Annotated in this window: 8 protein-coding genes; 4 read left to right on the top strand and 4 right to left on the bottom strand. The window is 59.2% G+C overall.

Annotated features, from left to right (window positions below):
* Window positions 1-9 precede the first annotated feature (9 nt).
* Both ACZRMS_RS17220 and ACZRMS_RS17215 read left to right on the top strand, forming a co-directional pair.
* Window positions 10-5,100 carry an NEL-type E3 ubiquitin ligase domain-containing protein gene (locus tag ACZRMS_RS17220; protein ID WP_463996251.1) on the top strand — a complete coding sequence of 1,697 codons (5,091 nt, stop codon included), beginning with the start codon at window positions 10-12 and terminating at the stop codon, window positions 5,098-5,100.
* Between the two features lie 165 nt (window positions 5,101-5,265).
* Window positions 5,266-10,347, top strand: a complete 5,082-nt coding sequence (locus ACZRMS_RS17215; RefSeq protein ID WP_463996250.1) for an NEL-type E3 ubiquitin ligase domain-containing protein — start codon at window positions 5,266-5,268, stop codon at window positions 10,345-10,347.
* Window positions 10,348-10,402: 55 nt separating this feature from the next.
* On the opposite strand, the gene ACZRMS_RS17210 is transcribed toward ACZRMS_RS17215, so the two are convergent.
* From ACZRMS_RS17210 to ACZRMS_RS17200, 3 genes are all read right to left on the bottom strand, one after another.
* Window positions 10,403-10,897, bottom strand: a complete 495-nt coding sequence (locus tag ACZRMS_RS17210; protein WP_463996249.1) for a DUF934 domain-containing protein — start codon at window positions 10,895-10,897, stop codon at window positions 10,403-10,405.
* Window positions 10,881-12,539 carry a nitrite/sulfite reductase gene (locus tag ACZRMS_RS17205; protein WP_463996248.1) on the bottom strand — a complete coding sequence of 553 codons (1,659 nt, stop codon included), beginning with the start codon at window positions 12,537-12,539 and terminating at the stop codon, window positions 10,881-10,883. Before ACZRMS_RS17205 ends, ACZRMS_RS17210 begins: the two co-directional genes overlap by 17 nt.
* Before the next feature lie 462 nt (window positions 12,540-13,001).
* On the bottom strand, window positions 13,002-13,220 hold the full coding sequence (locus ACZRMS_RS17200; RefSeq protein ID WP_463996247.1) for a DUF2970 domain-containing protein: 219 nt from the start codon (window positions 13,218-13,220) through the stop codon (window positions 13,002-13,004).
* 156 nt (window positions 13,221-13,376) lie between these two features.
* Between ACZRMS_RS17200 and ACZRMS_RS17195 the strand changes: the two genes are divergently transcribed.
* Entirely contained in the window at window positions 13,377-19,898 is a 6,522-nt protein-coding gene (locus tag ACZRMS_RS17195; RefSeq protein WP_463996246.1) for an NEL-type E3 ubiquitin ligase domain-containing protein, read from the top strand.
* Between the two features lie 120 nt (window positions 19,899-20,018).
* On the opposite strand, the gene metH is transcribed toward ACZRMS_RS17195, so the two are convergent.
* Window positions 20,019-23,729 carry a methionine synthase gene (gene metH, locus ACZRMS_RS17190; RefSeq protein ID WP_463996245.1) on the bottom strand — a complete coding sequence of 1,237 codons (3,711 nt, stop codon included), beginning with the start codon at window positions 23,727-23,729 and terminating at the stop codon, window positions 20,019-20,021.
* A 155-nt stretch (window positions 23,730-23,884) separates the two neighbouring features.
* Between metH and ACZRMS_RS17185 the strand changes: the two genes are divergently transcribed.
* Window positions 23,885-26,182, top strand: coding sequence for a fatty acid cis/trans isomerase (locus ACZRMS_RS17185; protein WP_463996244.1), 2,298 nt, complete (start codon window positions 23,885-23,887; stop codon window positions 26,180-26,182).
* Window positions 26,183-26,206 lie beyond the last annotated feature (24 nt).

Here is a 26,206-nt window from a genome sequence, read left to right as displayed (position 1 = left end):
GCTTGAGCCATGCCCCCTACAATAACGCCTGATTTATCAGGCCCGGAACAAACCGTTGTCGACCGCGCCAGTGAACTGGCTAATACACGGGTTGTAAATCTACATGAAGTCCTGCTGTCAGAGCATCTGGCACCCTGGTTCATAGTTGCACCGCCAACGGTGCGCGAGGCGCTACGCAGTAGTTTTAAACGCAGCCACGATACTCAGCGAGCAGTGACAGCTGTTTTAGCCCAGCTTAAACCGGTGGAGGTGTTTGCCGAGCCCTTGCTGAAAACAGCGTTGACCTTCCATGGGTGGTCCGAGGTGAACCCCAGGACCCATGGGCTTAAACACGTTCGCCTGTTGAGCAACTTGCTGCTGTTCTTTGCCCAGCAACAGGTCACCCTGGCGGATACATTGGTCCAGCTGGTAGTCCCCGATATCCTGACCCCAGAAACCCTGGAACTTGATCTGGTATCCAGCATTACGCACCACAGCTTGCTTCAGGCGGCCCTGCAGAACTTTGAAGCCGCCGAGACGGCAGCCGGAGGGTTCGATCGCGGCACGGCTATTTATTCGGTCAATGGCACGCAGCGGGTTGAACAGCCCGAACTCAAACCCGAACGTTTTGCACAAATATGCCGGGATTTTAATCTGGGCGAACAATACCAATGGCACCTTAATAATGTATTCGAACCGGCCGATGATAATTTGGCGCCTGAGGATGCCCGATCCAAAGCCTATCAGTTGAAACGTGTGTTTAGCCAAAACTTGCGGCATGAGTTTGAGGTGGCCTTGCACATGGCCTATCTGAAACAGGAAATTAATTCGACGAACTATGGGTTCATCGTCAATCTGTTATCGGCCTCAACCGCACGGTTGGCAGGTATGCAGAGTGTCCATAGCACCTTCCATATCATGGGTTTTGAAGTGCCAGGGGTTATTATCTTGTGGCCTGAAAACAAACCCGTGAACCAGGCGCAGTCGTGTGTCCTGTATTTTCCGCGTAGCCCCCATAAAGCATTCCACCACTTCGAGAGCTTTGATTTATTTAAAGCAACGCTGCGCGTCTGGTTAAAAGACGCTGTATTTACCCGCTACTTTTTCCAGTTGGTGCCCCTGCGCTACCGTGCCGAATTTATGCGCCGCACGGATGCAAAAAACATGGCATGGGACTCTCTGTTATTGCGGCGGTCGCCGATCATCAACGAGCCGGCCCTGATGTCGGAGTCCAGGCATATCCTCCAGTCCGAGGACCCGTTCGACGTGGCCTGGCGACTGCAACTGGCACAAATAAAGGACGATGCCCGGCTGTTGATAGTGCCTACCCAGGACGAAGATTCAAAAAGTCGATTGGCCCGGCAGGCATCATTTCTGAACCTGGGGTTGAGCGTGATGGCGCTGGCACTGGGGTTCGTACCTGTGTTGGGCGAGATCTTGCTGCTAACCAGTGTGATTCAATTGGGCGTTGACGTGTATGAGGGTATTGAAGCCTGGCAACGCGACGACCGGGCCGCTGCGCTGGAGCATTTGTTCGACCTTGCGCAAAACATCGCCCTGGCGGGCAGCGCCAGTGCCGCAGCCAGAGTGCTTAAGCCGTCGCCCTTTGTGGATGCCTTGGTCCCGGTTCGAGCCGTGAGTGGGCAACAACGCCTGTGGAAGCCGGATCTCACACCCTACGAGTTCAAAAAAGTATCGCTCACAGGGCTCAAACCCGACGCGCAAGGGCTGTACAGCGTGAGCGGCAAGCAATTTGTCAGGCTGCAAGACAAGGTGTTTTGCGTGACAACCGATACGGACGCACAAACCGGCTTTATCCAGCATCCAGACGACCCGCAAGCCTACACCCCCCGCCTCAAACACAACGGGAATGGTGCCTGGCGCCATGAACTGGAAACCCCCATGCAATGGTCGCGCATGCAGTTGCTGCGCCGCCTTGGGCCTGATGCCCAGGCTTTTTCGGATACCACCCTCGAACATATCCTGGCGTCGACCGATACTCGCGAACAGGTCCTGCGCGAACTGCATATGGATAATCGCCCCCCACCAGGCTTGTTGGCCGACAGCATCAAGCGTGTGCGGTTGAGTGAAACCATCGAACGTTTCATCGTGCAAATGAAGCAGGCCGTCGATCTAACCGTCGAAAATGCCACGCTGCAATTGGAGCTGTTGCCCCAACTGCCTGGCTGGCCGTTGGATCGAGTGCTGCGCGTGGTAGACATGGACGGGGTAACGCTCAAGGAGTACGGGCGCCAATTGCAGGCCCTGCACCCCAGGTTGCAAATCGCCGAGGTCCAGGTCAAAAACGGTGACCTGTTGAAAGTCACGCTGGAATGCTTGTCTTCAGCTCAAATCGAGCAATTGCTCGGTGAGCCAGTCAGCGGGTTGAGGCAACAGGTTCAAGCGCTGTCGCGCAAGCTCGGTAAGCATGCCCACGAGAACAAATCTGAATTGCTGACGCGGCTATATGCCCTTGACGACGTACTGACGCCGCAGATGACGGCCCTGCAAAAACAATTTCCCGGCTTGCCGGTCACGGTGATGAAGGAGTTGCTCGGCCATCATGCAACTACCCAGGTTTCAGCCTTGGGCGGCACCGGGCGGTTGCCGCTGCATGTGCTGGAGGAGGCGCGCGGTTACGCGCAGGTATTGCGTTTGAACCGCTCGCTGGAGGGGCTTTACTTTGAGGCCCTGAACAGTGCCGACAGCAACAGGCTGGCGCTGCACACATTGGCGCGCTTGCCTGGTTGGGCCGACACCATGGGCATGGTTCTGCGCGATAAAACCAGCGGTGCGGTGCTGGACACCGTGGGTAACGACTCGGCCGCAGGCAGTCGTGAAATATTCAAACATGGCAGCCTGTACGAAGTTGCCGGCGCCGGTGTCGAGGGGGCTTACACCAGCCCTTATCTATTGAAGTGTGTGGCCAGGGCATTGTCGCCCTATGAACGCTCTGTATTGGGGTTGCCCGTCGTCGAGCCGTCAGTGGTGCTGAGCCGAAAAATCGCCGACCTGGCCGCGCAGCAGCGTGCGCAAAGTGCCGAGGTGTTAGGCATGCAGCACATAAAACCCTGGTTCAAATCCCCCCTGCGCCTGGCGGATGGCCGGCTGGGTTACACCTTGGGCGGGCGTTCGGGGCATATGGCGCAAGAAAGCAGAACATTGTTGCTCAAGGATCTGGTCGCGCAATTGTTCCCGACGATGGACGAGACACAGGCGGGTCAATTTTTATACCGCTTGAATCTCTCACCGGTGCTGACCGCCCGCGCATTGTCCCGGCTCAAGGCCGAGCTGGATACATTACGCAACGATCTCGATCAATGGGTGTCCAGGCCGGTCTGGAGCCAGCTCTCCAACGGCCCACAGGTGCTAGTGTCGGTCGAGCACAAGCGTGCCATCAGCCAAGTGCTGCTCCGTGCCTGGCGGCGTCAAACCGAGAGTGTGCATTTTGATGGGCACACAGGCTATGTCCTCAACCTCAATGCCTGGCCGGTCGACGCCTTACCCGAGTTGTCTGCCGACTTCGGTCATATCAGTTCACTTCGCTTGAACTACTCGCCAAACGGCAAGTTCCCACGGGGGTTTCTGGAGAAATTTCGCAATTTGCGGGTGTTGTCCCTGACCCATAGTCATCTGCGCGCGCTTCCCCCCGAGCTTTCGGCCATGCCGGAATTGATCGAGCTGGATCTGCGGGGCAATCAAATTGTATTGAACAGCCAAGGGAGCGCCCTATTGTCGGCGCTAACCAAACTTAAATCGCTGAACTTGAACGGTAATAACCTGGGCCGGCGGATATCGATCAGGCGCATGGCGAACCTGCAGCATCTGCGGTTACGCGATACCGGCATACAAACCTGGCCAGAAGGGGTTGAGGCGCTAAGCCATCTGCAAAACCTGGATCTACGGGATAACGACATCAGTCGCATACCCCAGGAAGTGCTCACGGCCAGCAGAGCAGAGATCAATCGCGTCACCTATTTGCATGACAACCCCTTGAGTGTCGATTCTTTACGGCGCCTGGAGATTTACCGGCGCGAACAAGGTATTGACCTTGGTATCGACCCACTGCGCCGGCATGTGGTGCAGGCTCAGGGGATCTTTCATTGGTCGACACAGCCGACGTTTGAGCAGAGCACGGTGTGGAGTGATTTGAAAGGGACTGACGGATCGGCTGATTTTTTCCGCGTCATTGAAGACCTGAGCGCCTCATCCCAGTACCTGCACGGGCGCGAGAACCTGAGCCAGCGGGTGTGGGCCATTTTTAAGGTCATGCACGAAAACAGTGCTCTACGAGATCAGCTATTCGACGTATCTGCCAATCCCGATACCTGTGCCGATGGCATTCCGATGATCTTTGCCGACATGGAACTTCGGCATCAGATTTTTATCGCCCAAAGTACCGAAAACTCCGAAGACAAGTTGCTAAAGCTGGCACATGGGCTCTTTCGTATCGAGCTGCTGGACAAGCACGTTCAGGGGGTCATTGACGCCAGGATTGCTGCGATCCATGCCGCGCAGCGAGAGAATATCGAGCAGTTACAGCGTTTGATCGATGCCGCAGGGCCCGATTATGCAGCCCGGCCGTTAGCTGACTTGACACCCGAAGAACAGCAAAACATGGCTTATCAACTGGGTACGGCTCAAGCGCTGCGTCTGGCGCAGCGCCTGAGCCCTGCGGACTTGCAAGCACGGATCGAACGGGTGGAACCCCTGGAAGTGCAGATGTTTTATCAGGTCAAGCTGGCCCAGGAACTGGGTTTGCCGGCGCGACCCAAGAACATGATCTTTGAAAGAATGGCCAGGGTGACGCCTGAGCAACTGGAAACCGCCAGGCAGCATGTATTGAGTGAAGATAACCCGGCGGCGAAGTTGGCTTATATTGAAAAGCTCGGGTTCTGGGGGACGTTTTTACAGCGCAAATACCCTGATGAGTTTCAAGCAGTTGATGCGCCGCTGCACGAGCGCATGCAAGTGCTTTTTATTGCGCGGGAAAGTATGTCCAGCCAGGACTATGTCGTGCAATCACACGCTATTGGCGAAAGCCGGGAACTGACAAGAGCCGAACTTATTGCCCGGCTGACCCGAAAAGAAATCGATGAGCATCCGCTGGCGCAACTTTAACTTCCCGCGACAGTTGAACAACAACATGATTGTTGAAGTGTGGGGCGGTAGTTGTAGGCGACGGTTTTTTGATGTTGAGGCCGCGCTGAGTAATTAAATAATTAACGGTGTTGAAACAGGTGTGATCGATAAGCTGATGGCTCGATAAATCATCTGGACAAAGTAATGACCTCTCTACCGTTACCTCCTGCTTCCGTTAGCGAATTAGCGGTTGTCGAGCGTTCTGCAGCGCTGGGTAATCTGCTGGCCGACAACTTACATGCGGCCTATATCCCGCCTTTGCTGCCGGCCTGGTTTGTAATGGCCCCACCTTATTTACGTGAAGCCTTGCGCGATAGCATGAAACAAGGCCACCAGACCCGGGCGGCAGTGTCGGCAGTGCTGGCACAGATCATGCCCATCGAACAGTTTGCAGAGCCGTTGCTCAAGGCCGCCCTGGTCGCCCATGGTCACGGCGAGTTAAACCCGAGAGCCTGTGGCATTAAAGAAGTCCATCTGTTGAACAATCTCTTGATCTTTATTGCCAACCAGCAGTTGCAGTTGGTAGACACACTGATAAAGCGGTTGCTTCCTGATGTTTTGGTTGTGCAGTCACTGGAACTCAACCTGGTCTCCAGTATCACCCATCACAGTTTGCTGCAGGCGGCGATGCAAAACTTTGAACTGGCCCAGACCAGGGACAGTGGTTTTTCTGCAGGAACCTCAGTTTTCGAAGTGAAAGGTCAGCAGAAACTGGAGGTCCGTGGCCTGTTGCCAGAAAACTTTGCCCATCTATGCCGTGATCTCAATCTGGGCGAACAGTACCAGTCGCACTTGAACAGTATTTTTTTTCCGCCCGATGATGTCTGGCCAGCGGATGATCCGCGTTCCAGGGCGTACAAGATCAACCAGACGTTCAGCATGAACAAGCACCATGAGTTTGCGTCGGCGTTACACGTTGCTTATATGAAAGCTGAAGTCACCAGTCATCGATATGCATTGATGGTCAATCTTCTATTGGCGTCTTCACCCCAGCTTGACAGTCGTGATCCAGCACACAGTACTTTGGCAATCCTCGACTTCGACCTGCCGGGAATAATAGTGTTCTGGCCGGAGCGCAAACCGGTCCATCTTGCTCAGCCCTGTGTTGTGTATTTGCCGGATCCCCCCCAGAAATCCTTTTATGAGTTCAGCACCTTTGAGCAGTTCAAGATTCAATTGCGCCAATGGTTAAAGATGCCGAAATGGGCAGACTATTTTGTACAACGGGTTCCTATCCGCCACCGGGCCGAGTTTATTCGCCGTACCCGGATCAAACAGATGACCTGGGACTCCCTCTTGTTGCGGCGCCCGCCCATCGTCAATGAACCCGCGTTGCTGGCGGCAACCCGGCATAAGCCGCAGTCGGGTAACCCGTTTGAAGTGGCCTGGGCGCTGCAATTGGCCCAGATAAAAGACGACGCCCGGCAATTGATCGTGCCAACGGAGGATGAAGACACCAAGAGCCGCCTGGAGCGCCAGGCCATGTACCTGAACCTGGGCATGAGTTTGCTGGGGCTGGCCCTGGGGTTTGTGCCGGTGCTGGGCCAGGTCTTGCTGGCGAGCGGTGTGGTTCAGTTAGGCCGGGAGGTGTATGAGGGCATCGAGGCCTGGCAGCACAACGATCGGGCCGCAGCCCTTGAACACCTGTTTGATGTTGCCCAGAACATTGGCTTGCTGGCCGGTACCGGCGGTGCCGCGCGGGCGCTGAAGGCCGAGCCGGTGGTGGATGCGCTGGTGCCGGTCAAGACGGTACAAGGCCACAGCCGGCTGTGGAAACCCGACCTTGCACCTTATGAGTTCAAGCATGTTTCCCTGGCAGGCCTGGTCCCCGACCAACAAGGGCTGTACCGCATCAATGGCCAGCAATTCATCAAGCTGGAGGGCAAGGCGTTCGAGGTCGCCATCGAGCCGCAGACCGGTCGTTGCCATGTTCGGCACCCCACCGATCCCGATGCTCACACCCCCCGTTTGTTTCATAACAACCGCGGCCTGTGGACCCATGAATGGGACAACGCGATGCACGGGTCCGCCCTGCAGATGCTCCGACGTCTGGGGCCCGAGGCCGAAGGGCTTTCGCAGGCTGGCGCCGAGCATGTCCTGGCCTCGACCCATACATCCGAAGCGCAGTTGCGCAAATTGTTCATGGATAACCTGCCACCGCCTCCTTTGTTGTTCGACAGCATCAAGCGTGCACGCCTGAGTGAAAGGATCGAGACCTTTATTACCCAGATGAAACAGGGTTTGGCCGGTACCGCAGAACAGGCGGACTTGCAGCTGGAGCTGTTGACGCGTCTGCCGGGATGGCCGCAGGACCGGGTATTACGCGTCGTGGACGTACACGGTATGACGGTCAAGGAGTACGGGCTTGACCTGGTGTCGTTGCAGCCCAGGCTGCAGATCGTGCAAACGCAGATCAACAAGGGTGAACTGCTCAAGGTGACGCTGGAGTGTTTGTCGGCAGCCCAGATCGACGGCCTGCTGGGTGAGCGCTTGCCGTGGCTTGAACAGCAGGTACCGGCCCTGGCGCGCAAGCTTGGCGGGTATGCCGAAACTGACAAGGGGCCATTGCTATCTCGGCTGTATGACGCCTCGCAGGTGCTGACGGCCGATACGGCCAGCCTCAAGCGTCAGTTCCCCAGCTTGCCGGTGGCGGTGATCGAGGAGTTGCTCGAGCATCTGAGCGCCGAGCAAAGGGTGCAGCTGGCAAGCACGGGGGCAATGCCGTTGACTGTGCTGGAAGAGGCACGGGTCTACGTACAGACGCTGCGTGTGAACCGCACGATTGAAGGTATTTTTCATCAGGCACTGGGCAACGCGGACAGCATGGCGGTGGCGTGGCAAACGCTGCCTGAATTACAGGGATGGCCAGGCGCAGCGGGTTTTGTAGTGCGTGATAAAGCGACGCGACAGGTCGTGGGCCATCTTGGCCTCGCCACGGCCTCCCCACGGGAGTTTCTGAAAAATGCCGATGTCTACGAGTTTTATGACACGGCGGGGGAGGTCCATCGCAGCCCAGATCTGTTGAGTTGCGTGCTCAAAGCCCTGATTCCTGCCGAGCGCACCACCCTTGGGCTCACCGGTGCCGACCCCGGCGCCCAACTGCGTTTCAAAGTAGCCAGCCTGGCGGCGCAACAGCGCGCTAATGTCGCCAAAACCCTTGGCATGCACCGGATAAAACCCTGGTTCAAATCGCCCTTGCGCCTGGCGGATGGACGCCGGGGTTACACCCTCGGCGGGCGTTCCGGGCGTGCCTTGCCCGCCGCCGAGCCGAGTCGGCTCAAGGACCTGGTGCTTGAGCTTTACCCGATAATGAGCGAGGTGCAGGCCGGGCAGTTTTTGTACAGGCTCAGAATGCCCGTAGCGCTAATGACCCGTGCACTGGTGAATCTAAAGGCCGAACTTGCGACCTTGCGCCGCGAGCTGGAAGAGTGGGTAGACGCGAGTGTCTGGACCAAACCCCACAATGGTCCGCGCAGTCTGCTGGGGGCTGCGCAAAAACGTTCTATCAGCCAGGCCCTGATCCGCGTATGGCGCCGGCAGACTCCCAGTGTGCACATCGATGGTTACACCGGGTACGAACTGGACCTCGATGCCTGGCCGGTGGATAGCTTGCCGACGCTTTCCGCCGATTTCACCCATGTCAGTGCATTGCACCTGGCCAATTCATCCAGCGGAACATTCCCTGCCGGGTTTCTGGGCCGGTTTCCAAATCTGCGCATTTTGTCCCTCAAGAACAGCCACCTGGTGGCGCTACCGGATTCAATCGCACGCCTGCCGGAGTTGCGCGAGCTTAACCTGCAAGGCAACCAGATTGCCCTGAGTGAAGGGGCCGCTGCCGTCTTGTCGGGCCTGACCAGGCTCAAATTGTTGAACCTCACCGGTAATGTGTTGGGCAGGCGTGTGGCGGTGTGGCAAATGCACGAGCTCAAACACTTGTTGTTGCGCCACACAGGGCTTTCGCAATGGCCGGAGGGGGTTGAGCGCCTTGCGCAGTTGCAGACCCTGGATCTGCGGGATAACGCCATCAGCCATATCCCGCCTGAGGTGTTAGCTGCGGACAGGGAAGCGATTAACCGCGTCACCTTTTTGCACGACAATCCGTTCAGTGACGATTCCCTGCGTCGCCTGCGGATCTATCACCGTGATCATGGCATCGACTTTGGCGTTGATGTGCAGCGTCAGCATGTTGCCCCACTGCGGGGCATCGAGCATTGGGCAAGCTTGCCCACCCGTGATCAGGTGACCCAATGGGCTGGTTTGCTCGGTACCCCCGGCTCGGCCGATTTTTTTCGGGTGCTGGAGGACTTGAGCACCTCAGCGCAGTTTGTGCAGCAGCGGGAAGATTTGACCCAACGTATCTGGGCCTTGCTCGATGCGGTGCACGACCATCAGGAGTTGCGCACACGGGTGTTTGAGATCGCGTCGGACCCACGAACATGTGCTGACGGCATAGCGATGATTTTTGCCGATATGGAGCTGCAGTATCAGGTGTTTATGGCGTATACCCGCGCCAATACGGAAGAGAGCCTTTTGAAGCTGGCCCGCGGATTGTTCCGTATCGAACTGCTCAACAAGCATGTCAATGGCGTTATCGAGGTACGGCTGGCCGCCATTCAGGCCCAGCAACTGGCGTATGTGCAGCAGTTGCAGTTTATGGTCGATGAGGTCGGCGCGGAGTATGCCACGGCCCCGTTGAGCAGCATGGACCCCGTGGAGCTGCAGGGTGTGGCCTATCGCCTGGGTACGCCTGAAGCCTTGAGGCTGGCGGAACTGCTGAGCCCGGCCGGGGTGAGAAGCCGGGTCGCCGAACTTGATCCGTTGCAAGTACAAATGTTTTATCACGTTAAATTGGCCGACTCCCTGGGATTGCCGGCGAGGCCCAAGAGCATGCGTTTTGAAAGGATTGCGAAGGTGACGCCCGCCGAGCTTGAAATAGGCAAAAGCTATGTGCTTGAGCAGGAAAAGTTAGAAGCCATAACAACGTCGATCGAGAACAGAGGGTTTTGGATAGATTTTCTGGAAAAAAAATACGCCGAAGCCTTCACCGCTTCCGACGAGCCCCAGGATGAGCGCATGGACGTTCTGTATGCGGCGCGAGAAAGTATGTCCAGTGACGACTATGTCACGCAGTCAAATGCGTTGGGCGATGTGCGGAAAAAGGCCAGGGCCTTGTTGGTGCGTCAACTGACCAGCCAGGAGCTCGAGGAACACCCGCTAGAGCCTTGATGGCGGACATGAAAACCGATCCTGAGTCCGGGACGACTCAGGGCCGGTTCGGGGATCAACGACGCCGGAACAACGGCATCGGTTCGTCGGTTGAAGACTGGTAGGTTACCGAAAAATCCTTCAGGCCTTGCAGTGCTTCGTACGGGTCTTTGTCGGCGCGAATGGCGAACGCGTCGAACCCGCAGCGATGCAGATAGAACAACTGGTCGCGCAGCACATCGCCAATGGCTCGCAATTCGCCTTTGTAACCGTAACGGTCACGCAGCAGGCGGGCATTGGAGTAGCTGCGGCCATCGGTGAAGGCGGGGAAGTTCAGGGCAATCACCTGGAAGTGCGCCACGTCGTCGCCCAGTTCCTCGGCTTCTTCATCGCTGTCCAGCCACACGCCCAGGCCGCCATCGCGGGCCTTGAGGGCATGGCCGTGCTCGCGCCACAGGGCCAGCGGGACGATCAGGTCGTCGCAGTTGGAGATCTCGTCAAAGCTGGCGTCCTTGGGCAGCAAGTGCCAGGTTTCGTCGATGACTTCGTTGTTCTTAATTATTCGCTGCATAGACGCGCTCCTTGAAAGGCTCGATGCCGATACGTTGGTAGGTGTCGATGAAACGCTCGTCTTCGGTACGTTTTTCAATGTACACGTCGATCAGCTTTTCAATCACGTCCGGCATGGCGTCCTGGGCGAACGAAGGGCCCAGGATCTTGCCCAGGCTGGCATCACGGCTGGCGCTGCCACCCAAAGACACCTGATAGAACTCTGCACCTTTCTTGTCGACACCCAGAATCCCGATGTGACCGACGTGGTGGTGACCACAGGCGTTCATGCAACCGGAGATGTTCAGGTCCAACTCGCCGATGTCGAACAGGTAGTCCAGGTCTTCAAAGCGGCGCTGGATCGACTCGGCAATCGGGATCGACTTGGCGTTGGCCAGCGAGCAGAAGTCGCCGCCAGGGCAGCAGATCATGTCGGTCAGCAAGCCAATGTTCGGCGTGGCGAAACCGTTCTCGCGCAACTCGCCCCACATGGCGAACAGCAGGTTCTCTTCCACATCGGCCAGGATGATGTTCTGTTCGTGGGACGTGCGCAGTTGGCCAAAGCTGTAGCGATCGGCCATTTCGGCAATGGCGTCCCACTGCTTGTCGGTCACATCGCCCGGTGCGACGCCGGTAGGCTTGAGCGACAGGGTGACCGCGACATAGCCCGGCTTTTTGTGGGCCAGGGTGTTGCGGGTACGCCAGCGGGCGAAGCCCGGGTGCTGTTTGTCGAGCTCGGTCAATTCAGCGCCGAAGTCAGGCAGGTCTTTGTAGTCCGGGTCCACGAAATGCTTGGCGATACGCTGCACTTCGGCTTCGGTCAGGGTGTTTGAACCGCCGCGCAGGTGAGCCATTTCGGCTTCAACACGCTCGGCGAACACTTCAGGCGTGAGAGCCTTGACCAGAATCTTGATCCGCGCCTTGTACTTGTTGTCACGACGGCCATAGCGGTTGTAAACCCGCAGGATGGCTTCGAGGTAGCTCAGCAAGTCTGGCCACGGCAGGAATTCATTGATGAATGCGCCGACTACCGGCGTACGGCCCAGGCCGCCACCTACAAGTACGCGGAAGCCGAGCTCGCCGGCTTCGTTGAACACTGGCTCAAGGCCAATGTCATGCACTTCAATGGCTGCACGGTCGGAGGCCGAGCCATTGATCGCGATTTTGAATTTGCGTGGCAGGTAGGCGAATTCCGGGTGGAAGGTCGTCCACTGACGCACGATTTCGCACCAGGGGCGCGAGTCGATCAACTCATCGGCCGCGACACCCGCGAACTGGTCGGTGGTGACGTTGCGCAGGCAGTTGCCGCTGGTCTGAATGGCGTGCATCTGCACGGTTGCCAGCTCTTCCAGGATGTCCGGAATATCTTCCAGTGCGGGCCAGTTGAATTGCACGTTCTGGCGGGTACTGATGTGGGCGTAGCCCTTGTCATAGTCGCGAGCGATCTTGGCCATCATTCGCGCCTGGCGCGAAGTCAGTTGGCCATAAGGCACCGCAACCCGCAGCATCGGGGCAAAGCGTTGAACATAAAGGCCATTTTGCAGGCGCAGGGGGCGGAATTCTTCTTCGCTCAGCTCACCTGCCAGATAGCGTCGGGTCTGATCCCGGAACTGCTTTACGCGGTCCTCGATGATCCGCTGATCGTACTCGTCATATACGTACATATAGGTCCTGTTCTCAGGCTGCTAACAGCTTATCTGCGCGCACGGCCGCGCACTCCCCACGGAGCGGGGCACGATACCAGTTTGTAGTTATGCGCAAAAGTGATGTTTAAGCATATGCAAAGAACCAAAACGACTATAAGCGGTTGATTCTCAATCCCTTACTTGTGAGAAGGGCATTGCTGGACTTTACTGAGTATGTCTTCAAGCAATCACCCATAAAAATACAAAAGAGGCGATGCGATGAGCACTCCAGTCAAAGCGCGTAAAAGCGACAGCAAGGTCGATGCATGGGCCATTTTTTTCATGATTATCCTGGTGGTATCCACCGCCGTGTTCTGGGTCAGTCACCAGTAGCTAAAACGTCATTTGCGCGAGCCAGCCTGCTGGCGAAGCAGGCGCCCTGGTCTGCCTGAGTCAGCGCGGTGATGCTTTCGCTGGCAGACCAGCTTCCACAACCGTCTTCTATACCCCCGCCAGATGCAGCACCAACTTGACGATCCCGAACAGGGTCAACGCAAACACCAGAGTAAACAGCAACCCCAGAATCAAAAACTGGCTGGGTTTGCCGTGGGTAAAATCGCGGCTCCGGTTTTTGGCGCTTTGTACGCCAAAGGCGGCGGCCATCACGCTGTGCAGCACTTGCCAGATGCTCGGTGGCTTGTCGTTCGCAGGATCGTCCATAAGGCCCTCGGCTCTCGGATGATGGGGCAGCTTCACTCCATAGCGTAGTCAACTTCAGCCCCCCGGGCGGTGTTCATACATAGCTAACACCCTGTGGGGCTGTGCTTTGGATGTACTGAAAACTCATGCCAATGACTTTTCAGGAAACCCCACACCATGGACAGTTCCCACACGGCCCCGGGGCTCGGGCCCCATGCCGCTTTTATCAAGAACAAGCTGCCAGACTGGATCAACCACAGTGCCGTGGCGGATTTCAAACGGCTCAAGACCGGCATCTTTCCCGGGCATGTTTCCCGGCTTGCCCCCCCGGCCTGGTTCACCCGCGCACCTTCATGGCTGTGCGAGGCGCTGATGGGCGCACAGGCGCGCAGCCGTCTGGCCAATGAGGCGCTGGCCAGGAGCCTCAAAGACTTGCAAGGCATTACCCAGTTCGCCGAGCCCCGGCTCAAGGAGGCCTTGCACAGCCATGGCGCCACCGGCCAGGCGCTCGATGTGTACAACGACCGGCTGTTTTATCTGCGGCGCAACCAGCCAGTGCAACACCAAAGCCTGCTGCAGGCGGCGTTGCTTAACTTCGAAGGCAACGAAGATTTTTCGCAACGGGTACAAGGCCGGACCAGCGCGCTGGCGCCCCAAGGGGCGTTGCCGGTGGGCCTGCTCCGGCAGCGTCAGGGGCCCGACCCTGTAGAGTCTGTCGCCGACGCGCTGATACACGGCACGGGACTGCTGGTGGGCAAGCTCAAGGAGGAGTGGGACAACCTGCGCCCGGTCAGCGGTTTCAACTACCGGGTCAAGCGCGACATGTCGCCCGAGGTGTTTTCGCGGATTTGCCGGGCGCTGGACCTGGGCCAGCAGTATCAGGACCATCTGAGCGCTGTGTTCGATGCGCCGGGCAGGGGGGCCGTCGTGCGGCAGAGGATGATCCGGGCGCAAAAAGAGCTGCTGGCAGTGCGCATGCATGCGGCCCTGATGCAAAAGCAAATCTCGGCGCCAGCCCATGACATGCTCAAGGCGCTGCTGCGGGGGCATCCAGCCCCGCGCATGGCGGGCAAGCCCGTGGTCTTCAGCCAGCTCAGCCTGTATGGCCTGACTCTGGGCGAGGTGCTGCTGATCGGCCCGTATCGTTCATGGTGGCCAGTGCTGGAATGGGATAACACCGGCATCAGTGGCGTGCCGCTGATGAAACACTCAGACATGGAGCCCTTGCTGGTCTATATGCCCGGAGCCCCGTCGCACCCGCTCAAGGAGTATCCCTCGCTGGAAGCTTTTCAGTACGAGTTGGGCCTGAACCTGCGTTTGCCTGAGTATCAACAGTTGTGTGCCGGCCTGGTACCCCAGGGCAGCGCGCAGACGTTCCTGGCGCGACTGAACCACCAGTTGTTCCAGAAAAAACCGGACCCCAAAGGCATCGAGGCCCCGGTGTATGTGGACGAAGTTGACCTGCGGCTGAGCGTGACCGGTATCGAGACGGCGCCTGCAGAGCTGTTCAGAACCCTCAATACCCTTCACCTGGAGCGCATCAAAGCCAATGCGCGGGTGCTGGCCGTGCCCACGGCCGATGCCGACGCCAGGTTGCTGCAGGAACGCCTGGACTATTACCTGGGCCTGGGGCTGGACGTTTTGAACGTGGCTGCTTTTTTTATCCCCGGCGCCGGCGAAGTGATGATGGCAGTGATGGCGCTGCAAATGGGTATGGAGGTTTACCACGGCATGGAGTCATGGGCGGTCGGCGATGTCGAAGGGGCCTGGTCTCATCTGGAGTCGGTGGCGCTGAATGTGGCCCTGATCGGTGTGATGGACGGGGGCGGGCGCCTGGCCCGCAATATCGCCTCGGGCGCCCTGTCCAAATGGCTCGACCAACTGACGCAAATCGTACTGCCCAACGGTGAAACCCGGCTGTGGCAGCCCGATCTGGAGCCGTATCGATGCGAGGCTGCTTTCAGCCCGCAGGTCGAACCCAATGCCCTGGGCCAGTATCGGCTCGAGGGTAAAACCTATGTGCGGGTGGACCGGTATTTCTACGAGCAGGCCCATGACCCGCAGCTCGATGCCTGGCGGATCAAGCATCCGGGCGACGACAGCGCCTATCGGCCCCTGCTCAAACACAACAACGCCGGGGCCTGGCGCCACAGCCATGAGCAACCGTTGCAGTGGCAGCGCTCGACCTTGCTGCGGCGCCTGGGGCACCAGACCGAAGGGTTCGATGACCGGGTGCTGGGGCAGATCGGCGATGTCAGCGGGGTGACCGACGATCAATTGCGCAAGGTACACCTGGAGGGGCTGCCCGCGCCCGCCCTGTTGCTGGACACGCTGGAGCAGTTCAGGGACGAGCAGGCGCTGGACGCATTGATCGGCCCGCAGACCTCTCGCCGGGACGCCCTCAAACAACGCCGGGCCAGCGCGTTGCATAACCCCCGGCAGGCGGACACCGACCCACAGATTCAGGCACTGCGGCGCAGGTTTTCGCGGCTGTCCGAACGGGCGGCCCGGGAAGTGCTCGGGCAGGCCGACGCGAAGGATCTGGAGCGTTTGCGCCTGACCGGGCGCGTGACCGGGGAGCTGGGCAACCTCGCGCGTCATTACACGCAACAGGGGCGCTTGAATCGTGCGCTTGGCGGGTTGTACCTGCCGGGCCTGGCCTCCATCGACAGTGAACGCCTGGCCATCGAGGCCGGCCTGCACCTGGCCAGCGCACCCGGTGAGTGGCAGGGGTCGGTGGCCCGTTATGCCACTTCCCACCGCGAGCAAATGGCGCGCACCCTGAAGTTGCGCGTGCCCGGTTCCAGGCCGGCGTTGCAACGGATCAATGGCCAGATCGGCTATGCCCTGTCGGGCAGAGGCGAGGCCTTCGATAGCCATCCGTCATTGATTACCCGGGTGCGCGATCTGTACCCCATGATCACGGACGAGGAGGCCGCGAGTTTTATCGGCCGGCAGCTGGATGCGGGTAAAAACGATCAGCAGATATTCGCCGTGCTGGCCAATCGGCAACGTGAACTGGAGGCATTGCGTACCACCCTGCAACAGTGGGCCGGAGCGACAGAGGAATCATTTGCTCGACGTATACGCCAACTGGCCTCTGACCGCCTCATCGACTGCTGGAGGGTGAGGGTATACCGCGAGGGGGAGGCTTGGGCTTACCTCAATCTTGAGTTTGACATGGGCTTGGTAAGCGATCTTCCGGCACTGGAAGCTGACTTCTCCCATGTCAAAAACCTGAAGCTGAGCGCCGACCTGATGTTTAGCGAGCCTGACCTGGGGTTTGTAAAGCGCTTCAGCGGCGTTCGCACGCTGGAATTGCGAATTGAGCAGGACGACATGCACCGGGTCGCCCGCGCCTTGACCCGGCTGCCCACAGTCACCGGGCTGTCACTGGAGGCTGGATGGCAGGGGTTCCCGCCGGTATTTATGGATCAACTCAAGACAGTCGGGCAACTGGAACGCTTGACCCTCAATGGCTCGATGCCGGCGCTGGACGTCAGCGGCTGGCCCCGGCTGCAGGTGTTGCGCGTCAGCGGGCACCTGGAGCAGTGGCCGGCGGGGGTACTCGAACTTGAGCATCTGGACACCCTTGATCTGTTCGGTACGTCCATCCAGGCACTGCCCGATTCACTGTTTTCAGGTCATGAGCGGATATGGAGCGGGTTGCTTCTGGATTGGTCGAACATTGACCCAGGGACGGTGTTGCAAGCCTGCCAATACCTGCGAGCCAACCCGGCTCTGCCGGTGGATGTGGAGAAATGGTCGGTGGCTTACTGCACCGGTTGCCTGACGCGTTTTATGCCCCGCGACTCGCAGTTTGCCAGCCGGGCCATTGCCCTGTTGGCACCCGGCGAAGGCGCGCTGGCCGGGTTATTCGGACGGGTGAACAGCATGCATGCAGAGCACCGGTTGCTCGGCGCAGGGGTACAGGCCTGGTTGAGCCGGGACCCGTCCACGGCCCATGAGCTTTTTCACCGGCAAGTGGCGGAAAAAATCCAGCGCTGCTGGAGCCTGGGGGTCGCTCGACGGCTGGGCCTGGAGGACGTCAGCGCCGGGCCTTCATGGCGGGTCAGCCAGCACCCGGTGGAGCTGGACCTGTCGGGCGGCGTGCTCAGCGATCTGCCGGCCTTGCCGGGCCACGAAGCATTTGCCCATGTGCATCGGCTCAATATGAGCGAACTGGGGGTGCCTGCCGAAGTGCTGGAGCGCTTCCTGGCTTCGTTTACCCGGGTGCATCAGCTGAACCTGAGCCGCAACGGGCTGACGGCATTGCCCCATAGCCTGAGTGAATTCAGGCACCTGACTGACCTGAACCTGGCCCATAACGATTTGGCGGTCACCCCCTTGCTGCAGAGCCGCCTGAACCGGCTGAGCGGGCTTGAGCAGCTCAATCTGCGGGGCAATCGCGTCACGGCCCTGGATGTCAGTGCCATGACCCGCCTGCAGTCCCTTGATCTGAGTCTCACGGGTATTCGGGCCTGGCCGGACGGTGCACTGGATCTAGGGCAGTTACAACAACTGGACTTGAGCCACAGTGCGATCAAAACCCTGCCCGATGCCCTTTTCAGTGGCCACGACGGGTTGCTGGCGGGCACCAAACTGAACGGCTGCCAGTTGAGCCCCGAGAGCTGCGCGGGCTTGCTCGCCTGCGGGCAACGTACCGGGCGCGACAGGGTGGGGAATATAGCGACGACATTACTGGCTGCAGGTAAAACCGGTGGCACCCCCGAATTTTTCCCCATAGACGCCGTCGATGACCCGAACTTGCTCTTGCCGGATTCCCCGTCGTTGAAAACCGATGCGGTATTGTTGACCCCCGATCCAGTGTTCGATCCGGCGGACCCCGGGGCCAGTCGAACCGCCCTGTTGCAGCGCGCCAACCCTGAGTTGAGCCTGCGCGAAGCGGTTGACTGCCTCGAACGGCTCCAGGCCCAAGGGCTGGGTGTGCTGGAGATCGATGCCCGGCTGGCTGCGTGGAATCGACAACATGACGCGCTGGTCCAGCGACTGAACGGCTGGATCAACACCCCAAGCCATCGGGAAGGAGGGCGCTGGGTCAGTGCGGTCGATCGCAGGCAGGCCGCTGACCGGATCATGCAGTCCTGGGGGCAGGCCCTGATTCCCGGCGTAACGGGCGAGCCCCACAGCCTTCATGCCCTGGATTTCTCGGACCTGTGCCTGGGTGACATACCGGCGCTGACCGTGGTCCAGCCCCATATCACTTCGTTGAACCTGACCGGCGCGCGGATCACCGCCCAGGGTTCGGCAGCGTTTATCTGCGAGTTTCCCGAGTTGCGCAATTTGCAACTCAATAACAATCAGTTGACCCGTTTGCCCGAGGGGTTGGGCTCATTGCCCAACCTCACCCGGCTTGAAGCGTCCTGCAACCGTTTAGAAACAGAGGAGGGGGTGCGCGCCCTGGCACACCTGCAATGGCTGGACTTGAGCCATAACCGGCTGGACAGCTTTGACCTGACCGGAATGGACCACCTGCAAACCCTGAACCTGCAGGGCAACCACCTGGTCAGTTGGCCTAACCGGGTGCTCACTACGCCTGCCCTCAGAAACCTGGACCTGAGCAACAACCAGATCGAGTACATCCCCACCGAACTGTTCGAGGGCGATAACGACGCACTGATGGCCAATACCAATCTGTCCGACAACATGCTGTCCGCCTCAGGCTATGAGACGTTGCGCGACTATTGGGACTTCTCGGGGCATGGCCTGGGGTATTCGCTCGAGGAGATCGAAAATGGCCTGGCTTATGTCGACGACAGCACCAGCAGCAGTCTGGCAGACGAACACAACCCTGATGAAAACCTCGACCATCTTGATAACCTGACCCCGGGGCAATTGGCGCAACAACAGGCCCGCTGGTTCGAGGGGGTTGCCGACGATTCGCCAAAACATGCGACCTGGGACGCGCTGCGGGCCCATGGCGAGAGCCGGGGCCTGTTTTACTTGCTCGATCAATTGCAGTTTACCCAGGACTTTATCAAGGACCGCGCTGGCCTGACCCAGCGGGTGTGGGAGGTGCTGGAGGCTGCCGAGTCGGACGCCCGGTTGCGCAACGAGTTATTTATCATCGGCCATTCGGATGTCACCTGTGGCGACGGGCGCATCCTGCTGTTCAGCGATCTGGAAGTGAAGGTGTATGAATTCAATGCGCTCAAGGCCGTGGTGCCCGGCCAGGAGGGGCCGGTCCTGCTCCGCCTGGCCAGGCGGCTGTTTCGGCTGGGGCAAGTGGAGGACATCGCCGAGGCGGCCTTTCAAGCGCAAAAGGGCGGCGATGCTGCCGAAATCCGCCTGGCCTACCGCATCAGTTTGAGCAAGCGCCTGGACCTGCCGGCCCAGCCCAAAGGCATGCAGTACCGGCGGGCAGCCAAAGTCACCGCGCAGGAAATCGAGGATGCCTACCAACGCGTCAAGGCGGCCGAAGCTTCGCCTGCCTTCGTGCAACAGCTGGTTCTGCAGGACTATTGGCTCAACTACCTGAAACGTCAGCACGCGGAAGAATTTCGGGCGTTGGAGCAACGGTTTGCAACCGAGCACACCGCCCTGGAAGAGCGGCATGCCGATTTGGGCGATGAATATCAGAGTGACATCAACGCCCTGGACGAACGCAAGAAATACGAAGTGCGCTTGCTGTGCGAACGCCTCACGGCGCAAGCGATTACAAGCCTTGACCCCGTGTGAAACCCCAAAAAATGTGTGGGAGCGAGCCTGCTCGCGAAAGCATCACCGGGGTGACTCAGGCAGACCATGCTGCCTGCTTCGCCAGCAGGCTGGCTCCCACAGGAGTTACAACAGGGGCTGTCAGTTGTCGTATCCAAGGTTGGGCGCCAGCCAGCGCTCGGTGACGCTAAGGTCCTGGCCCTTGCGTGCCGTGTAGCTTTCGATCTGGTCCTTGTCGACCTTGCCCACCGCAAAGTACTGCGCTTGGGGATGAGCGAAGTACCAGCCGCTGACCGCTGCTGCCGGGAACATGGCGTAGTGTTCAGTGAGGAACACGCCGCTTTGGCCCGCCCGCATTTCTTCGGCTTCGGGGTCGAGCAAGGCGAACAGGGTGCCTTTTTCGGTGTGATCCGGGCACGCCGGGTAGCCGGGGGCAGGGCGGATGCCGCTGTATTGCTCTTTGATCAGCTCATCGTTACCCAGTTGCTCGTCCTTGGCATAACCCCAGTATTGGGTGCGCACCTGCTGGTGCAGCCATTCGGCGCAGGCTTCGGCCAGGCGGTCGGCCAGGGCCTTGACCATGATCGAGTTGTAGTCGTCGCCCGCGTCCTGATAGGCCTTGGCCACTTCTTCGGCGCCGATCCCGGCGGTGGTGATAAAGCCACCGACGTAGTCGGTCACGCCGCTGTCTTTTGGCGCGACAAAGTCGGCCAGGGAGAAGTTCGGCTTGCCATCGGTCTTGATGATTTGCTGGCGCAGGTGATGCAGTTTGGCCAACGGCTGACCGTCATCACCGTACAGTTCCAGATCGTCATCGTTCACCTGATTGGCCGGCCAGAACCCGAACACGGCACGGGCGCTGATCAGCTTCTCGTCGATCAGCTTGTCGAGCATTTCCCGGGCATCGGCATACAGCGCGGTGGCGGCTTCGCCCACCACTTCGTCGGTCAGGATGCGCGGGAACTTGCCGGCCAGATCCCACGAGATAAAGAAGGGGGTCCAGTCGATGTACTCGGCCAGTACCTTGAGGTCGATGTTGTCCAGCACCTTGGCCCCGGTAAATGTCGGCTTGACCGGCTGGTAGCTGCTCCAGTCGAACTGCGGTTTTTTCGCGATGGCGGCCGGGTAGCTCAAGCGCTCGGTACGGGCACTGCGGTTGGCGGTGCGCTCGCGCACTTCAATGTACTCAAGACGGGTTTTTTCAACGAAGGCCGGCTTCAGTTCCCTGGACAGCAACTGCGTGGCCACGCCCACGGCGCGGGAGGCGTCTGTGACGTAGATCACGGCATCGTTCTGGTACTTGGGTTCGATCTTGACCGCGGTGTGCGCCTTGGAGGTGGTCGCGCCGCCGATCATCAATGGCAGATGGAAGTTCTGACGTTGCATCTCGCGAGCGACGTGGACCATTTCATCCAGCGACGGGGTGATCAGGCCGGAAAGGCCGATGATGTCGCACTTCTGTTCCTTGGCCACCTGCAGGATTTTTTCCGCAGGGACCATCACGCCCAGGTCCACGATGTCGTAGCCGTTACAGCCCAGCACCACGCCTACGATGTTCTTGCCGATATCGTGTACGTCGCCTTTTACGGTAGCCATCAGGATCTTGCCCTTGGCCTCGGGTTTATCGCCTTTTTCCAGCTCGATAAACGGGATCAGGTGAGCCACGGCCTGTTTCATTACACGGGCGGATTTCACCACCTGGGGCAGGAACATTTTGCCGGCGCCAAACAGGTCGCCGACGATGTTCATGCCTGACATCAGCGGGCCTTCGATCACTTCGATCGGGCGCTTGAAGGACTGGCGCGACTCTTCGGTGTCTTCAACGATATGGGTGGTAATGCCCTTGACCAGTGCGTGCTCAAGGCGTTTGTTGACTTCCCAGCCGCGCCATTCTTCGGTCTCGGCCTCTTTGACGCTGCCATCGCCCTTGTACTTGTCGGCAATGGCCAGCAGGTTGTCGGTGCCGTCCGGGGTGCGGTTGAGCACCACGTCTTCCACGGCGTCGCGCAGCTCGGTCGGGATCTGGTCGTAGATCTCCAGCTGGCCGGCGTTGACGATGCCCATGGTCAGGCCATTGCGGATCGCATGCAGCAGGAACACCGAGTGGATCGCTTCACGCACCGGGTTGTTGCCACGGAACGAGAACGACACGTTGGACACGCCCCCCGAGGTCAGGGCATACGGCAGCTCGTCGCGGATGTAGGCACAGGCGTTGATGAAGTCCACGGCGTAGTTGTTGTGCTCTTCAATACCGGTGGCCACGGCAAAGATGTTCGGGTCGAAGATGATGTCTTCCGGCGGGAAGCCCACATCATTGACCAGAATGTCGTAGGAGCGTTTGCAGATTTCCTTTTTGCGCGCTTCGGTGTCGGCCTGGCCTGATTCGTCGAAGGCCATTACCACCACGGCGGCGCCGTAGCGCTTGCACAGCCGGGCGTGATGGATGAACTGCTCGACGCCTTCTTTCATGCTGATCGAGTTGACGATGCCCTTGCCCTGGATGCACTTGAGGCCCGCTTCGATCACTTCCCACTTGGAGGAGTCAATCATGATCGGTACGCGTGAGATGTCAGGCTCGCCGGCGATCAGGTTGAGGAAGGTCACCATGGCCTTCTTCGAGTCCAGCATGCCCTCGTCCATGTTGATGTCGATGATCTGCGCGCCGGCTTCAACCTGTTGCAGCGCCACTTCCAGGGCTTCGGTGTAGTTGTCTTCACGGATCAGGCGGGCGAAGCGGGCGGAACCGGTGATGTTGGTCCGCTCGCCGACGTTGACGAACAACGAGCTGCGATCAATGGTGAACGGCTCCAGGCCCGAAAGGCGGCAGGCCTTCGGGATGTCCGGGATCTGGCGTGGCGCGTAACCGGCAACAGCGTTGGCGATGGCCTGGATATGGCCCGGCGTGGTGCCGCAGCAGCCGCCCACAATGTTGAGGAAGCCGCTTTGGGCGAATTCTTCAATGACCTTGGCGGTTTCGGCCGGCAGTTCGTCGTACTCGCCGAACTCGTTGGGCAGGCCCGCGTTCGGGTGAGCCGATACGTAGGTGCTGGCCTTGTTCGACAGTTCTTCAAGGTAGGGCCGCAGCTCACTGGCGCCCAGGGCGCAGTTCAGACCGACCGAAATCGGCTTGGCGTGGCTGATGGAGTTCCAGAACGCTTCGGTGGTCTGGCCCGACAGGGTACGGCCGGAGGCATCGGTGATGGTGCCGGAAATCATGATCGGCAGTTCGACGCCCAGCTCTTCGAACACGCCTTGTACGGCGAAAATGGCGGCTTTGGCGTTGAGTGTGTCGAAAATGGTTTCGATCAGGATCAGGTCGGCGCCGCCTTCGATCAGGCCTTTGGTGGCCTCGGTGTAGTTCTCCACCAGTTCATCGAAGGTCACGTTGCGGTAGCCGGGGTTGTTCACGTCCGGCGACAGCGAGCAGGTACGGCTGGTAGGCCCGAGCACGCCGGCGACAAAGCGTGGTTTGTCCGGGGTCTCCAGGGTCTTGGCGTCAGCCACCTTGCGTGCCAGGCGTGCGCCTTCTACGTTTAGTTCGTAGGCCAGCGCCTGCATGCCGTAGTCGGCCTGAGACACTTGGGTGGCGTTGAAGGTGTTGGTTTCGAGAATGTCGGCACCGGCATCCAGATACGCCTTCTCAATGGCACCGATCACATCGGGGCGGCTGAGGATCAAAAGGTCGTTGTTGCCTTTGACGTCGCTCGGCCAGTCGGCAAAGCGTGTGCCACGATAGTCGTGTTCCTCTAGACGGTAGCTTTGGATCATAGTGCCCATGCCGCCATCGAGAATCAGAATGCGCTCTTTGAGGGCTTGCTGAAGTGCTTGGAGACGAGCGCTGCGGTCAGACATAGGACTACCTGTTAGAGCCATGCAAAAGATGCCAAAGCATAACAAACCTGCGTGGGATTTGAGCGTTCGCTGATTTACATGAATTTGATTCATGTTAAGGCGAGTGTTCCACGGGTAGAATCGCGATATATTTTTTGATATCAGGACAATGGCACATGTTTTTTCGCCTCCTCACCGGCGCCGTGACGCTGGTGGTGTGCAGTACCGCGTTGGCACAAGCCCCGCTGGTTAGCCCGCTTATTTCCTACACTCGGGATATCCAGCCGATCCTTACTGAAAAATGCGTTGCCTGCCACGCCTGTAACGACGCGGCCTGTCAACTGAACCTGGGGAGCGCGGAGGGCGCCACCCGGGGGGCAAGCAAAGTGCCCGTGTACAAGGGCGACCGTGTCGATGCCATCGCGCCGACGCGGATCTTTTACGATGCCAGCGGCCCGAACGAGTGGCGCAACAAAGGCTTCTACTCGGTGCTCGACGCCCAAGGTGCGCAGGCAGCCTTGATGGCGCGCATGCTGGAGCTGGGGCACAGCACGCCGCTGACCCCCAACGCCAAGTTGCCCGAAGAAATCGTGCTGGGCCTGAACCGCGAAAACGTCTGCCCGGCGCCGGGCGAGTTCAATGCCTACGCCCAGAGCCACCCCAAAGAGGGCATGCCCCTGGCCGTTACCGGTCTGACAGACAAGCAGTACCACACCGTACAAACCTGGCTGGGGCAGGGCGCCCCCGTCGATCAGCATGCAATCAAACCCACGGCCGGCGAGGCGGCGCAGATTGCCGAGTGGGAAGAACTGCTCAACCGCTCCGGCTCGACAGAAGCGCTGGTGGCGCGCTGGTTATATGAGCACCTGTTCCTGGCCCATGCCTATTTCGACAATGGCGTGCCGGGGCATTTCTTCCAATGGGTCCGTTCGCGCACGCCCAGCGGGCAGCCGGTTGACCTGATCGCTACCCGTCGGCCAAACGACGATCCCGGTACCGCTTTTTACTACCGCCTGATGCCGGTCCAGGGCGTGATCGTGCATAAAACCCACATCACCTACCCGATGGGTGCGCACAAGCTGGCGCGGGTCAAACAGCTGTTCTACAGCGGCAACTGGCATGCCACGTCACTGCCGGGGTACGGGCCACGTGGCCGGGCCAATCCGTTTGAAACCTTTGAAGCGATCCCCGCAGTGGCGCGTTATCAGTTCATGCTCGATAACGCCGAGTATTTCGTGCGCACCTTTATCCGTGGGCCGGTGTGCCGCGGGCAGATCGCGACCGATGTGATTCGCGACAACTTCTGGACCGTGTTTCAGGAGCCAGCCCGCGATCGCTACGTCACCGACGCGGTCTACCGGGGCATCGCAACGCCATTGCTGGCGATGCCCGGCCAGATCGACGACGTTGGCAGTGTTATCTCGCTGTGGCACAACTATCGCGACAAGCGCAACGATTATGAAAAGCTGCGCCAGGAGGCTTATGCCGACATGCCGCCGCCGAGCTGGTCGACCCTGTGGGCAGGTAACGACAACGCCTTGCTGACAGTGTTTCGCCATTTCGACAGCGCCAGTGTCAGCAAGGGCCTGATCGGCGAGATTCCACAAACGATGTGGCTGTTCGACTACCCGTTGCTGGAACGCACCTACTACCAGCTGGCGGTCAACTTTGATGTGTTCGGCAACGTCTCGCACCAGGCGCAGACCCGCTTGTACTTTGACTTGATCCGTAATGGCGCCGAGGTCAACTTCCTGCGCCTGATGCCGGCGGACTCGCGCTCGGGCATCCTTGGCGACTGGTATCAGAACAGCGGCAAGCTGAAGATGTGGATGGACTATCAGAAGATTGATACCGACACCCCGACCGGCATGAAACTCGACCCGGCAGACCCCAAGCGCGACTTCGCACAAAAGCTGATCGAGCGCACCGGCACCCTGAATGCGCGGCCGGACCCGATCAACCGTTGCACGGGGGCGTTCTGTTCAAGGCCCGATATTGCCCAGGAGTTCAGATACGCCGAGCAATCGCTCAGCCGTTTGACCTCGCGTCCTGCCGCAGGGCTGGCGGTGATCAATCAATTGCCTGAAGCCACCATGCTGCGCATCGAAGGCAGCGCGGGCAAGCGCGAGATGTACAGCATGCTGCGCAATCGCGCGCACTCCAATGTGGCCTTCATGATGGGCGAGGAATACCGCCTGCAGCCGGGGCTGGACACACTGACCATCTACCCGGGAGTGCTCAGCAGTTACCCCAACTTCATGTTCAATATCCCGACAGGCGATGTGCCGGCGTTTGTGGCTGCGATGGAGCAATGCCAGGACCAGCAAACCTTCGACACTATCGTCGAGCGCTGGGGGATACGCCGCAGCCATCCGCAGTTCTGGCAGTACTTCCACGATATCGGGCAGTACATCAATGAAACCGACCCGGTCGAAGCAGGCGTGCTGGATATGAACCGCTACGAAAACCTGTAATCAGCCACCAGATCTGAAGATATG

The organism is Pseudomonas sp. B424, from assembly GCF_055408345.1.
This window is presented reverse-complemented; position numbering and strand designations above follow the sequence as displayed.

Bases quoted from the DNA above. Each gene is read 5' to 3' on its own strand.
- ACZRMS_RS17200 (WP_463996247.1), bottom strand. From the start codon at position 13,220: ATGGACGATCCTGCGAACGACAAGCCACCGAGCATCTGGCAAGTGCTG.
- ACZRMS_RS17215 (WP_463996250.1), top strand. From the start codon at position 5,266: ATGACCTCTCTACCGTTACCTCCTGCTTCCGTTAGCGAATTAGCGGTT.
- ACZRMS_RS17205 (WP_463996248.1), bottom strand. From the start codon at position 12,539: ATGTACGTATATGACGAGTACGATCAGCGGATCATCGAGGACCGCGTA.
- ACZRMS_RS17210 (WP_463996249.1), bottom strand. From the start codon at position 10,897: ATGCAGCGAATAATTAAGAACAACGAAGTCATCGACGAAACCTGGCAC.
- ACZRMS_RS17185 (WP_463996244.1), top strand. From the start codon at position 23,885: ATGTTTTTTCGCCTCCTCACCGGCGCCGTGACGCTGGTGGTGTGCAGT.
- ACZRMS_RS17220 (WP_463996251.1), top strand. From the start codon at position 10: ATGCCCCCTACAATAACGCCTGATTTATCAGGCCCGGAACAAACCGTT.
- metH (WP_463996245.1), bottom strand. From the start codon at position 23,729: ATGTCTGACCGCAGCGCTCGTCTCCAAGCACTTCAGCAAGCCCTCAAA.
- ACZRMS_RS17195 (WP_463996246.1), top strand. From the start codon at position 13,377: ATGGACAGTTCCCACACGGCCCCGGGGCTCGGGCCCCATGCCGCTTTT.